Raw genomic sequence first — 830 nt, forward strand, 5'->3', positions numbered from 1 at the left:
ACGATGTAGCGGGGCATGCGGTCGTTGATCTCTTGGGCGAGTTCGACGAAGCGGAAGGGGTAGCCCAGGGAGCGGACTTTGTAGGAGAGGTAGTTGGGGTCGATGGGGATGCAGTGGCCGCCGACGCCGGGTCCGGGGCGGAAGGGTTGGAAGCCGAAGGGTTTGGTGGCGGCGCAGTCGATGGCGTCCCACAGGTCGATGCCGAGTTCGTGGCAGAAGACGGCCATCTCGTTGACCAGGGCGATGTTGACGTGGCGGTAGGTGTTCTCCAGGAGTTTGGCCATTTCGGCCTCGCGGGTGCCTTTGGCCTGGACGACGCGGTCGACGAATTTGCCGTAGAGGGCGGCGGCGGTGGTGGCGCAGGCGGGGGTGAGGCCGCCGACGATCTTGGGGGTGTTGGCGACGCCGTAGACGGGGTTGCCGGGGTCGATGCGTTCGGGTGAGAAGGCCAGGTGGAAGTCGGTGCCGGCGGTCAGGCCCGAGCCTTCCTCCAGCAGGGGGCGCAGGACCTCGTCGGTGGTGCCGGGGTAGGTGGTGGATTCCAGCACGACCAGGGCGCCGGGGGTGAGGTGGGCGGCGATGGTGGTGGCGGCGCCGCGGACGGCGGTCAGGTCGGGTCCGCCCTCTTCCGACAGGGGGGTGGGGACGCAGATGACGATGGCGCGGGCCTGGTCGAGGATGGTTTCGTCGGTGGTGGCGGTGAAGCCTGCGGCGAGCATGTCGGTGACGTCGGTGTCGGTGACGTCGTCGATGTGGGAGCGGCCTTCTTGCAGGCCGGTGACGACGCGGGGGTCGCGGTCCAGGCCGCCCACGCGCAGTCCGGCCTGGGC

The 830-nt window shown here is 69.3% G+C and carries 1 protein-coding gene; it reads right to left on the minus strand.

Features of this window, described 5'->3' with window-relative positions; translation table 11 throughout:
- Positions 1-830 (minus strand): nucleotide sugar dehydrogenase (locus ABD340_RS47800; RefSeq protein ID WP_344598860.1); only part of this gene is annotated, 830 nt, incomplete at both ends.

This window comes from Actinomadura vinacea (assembly GCF_039532545.1).
GTDB lineage: Bacteria > Actinomycetota > Actinomycetes > Streptosporangiales > Streptosporangiaceae > Spirillospora > Spirillospora vinacea.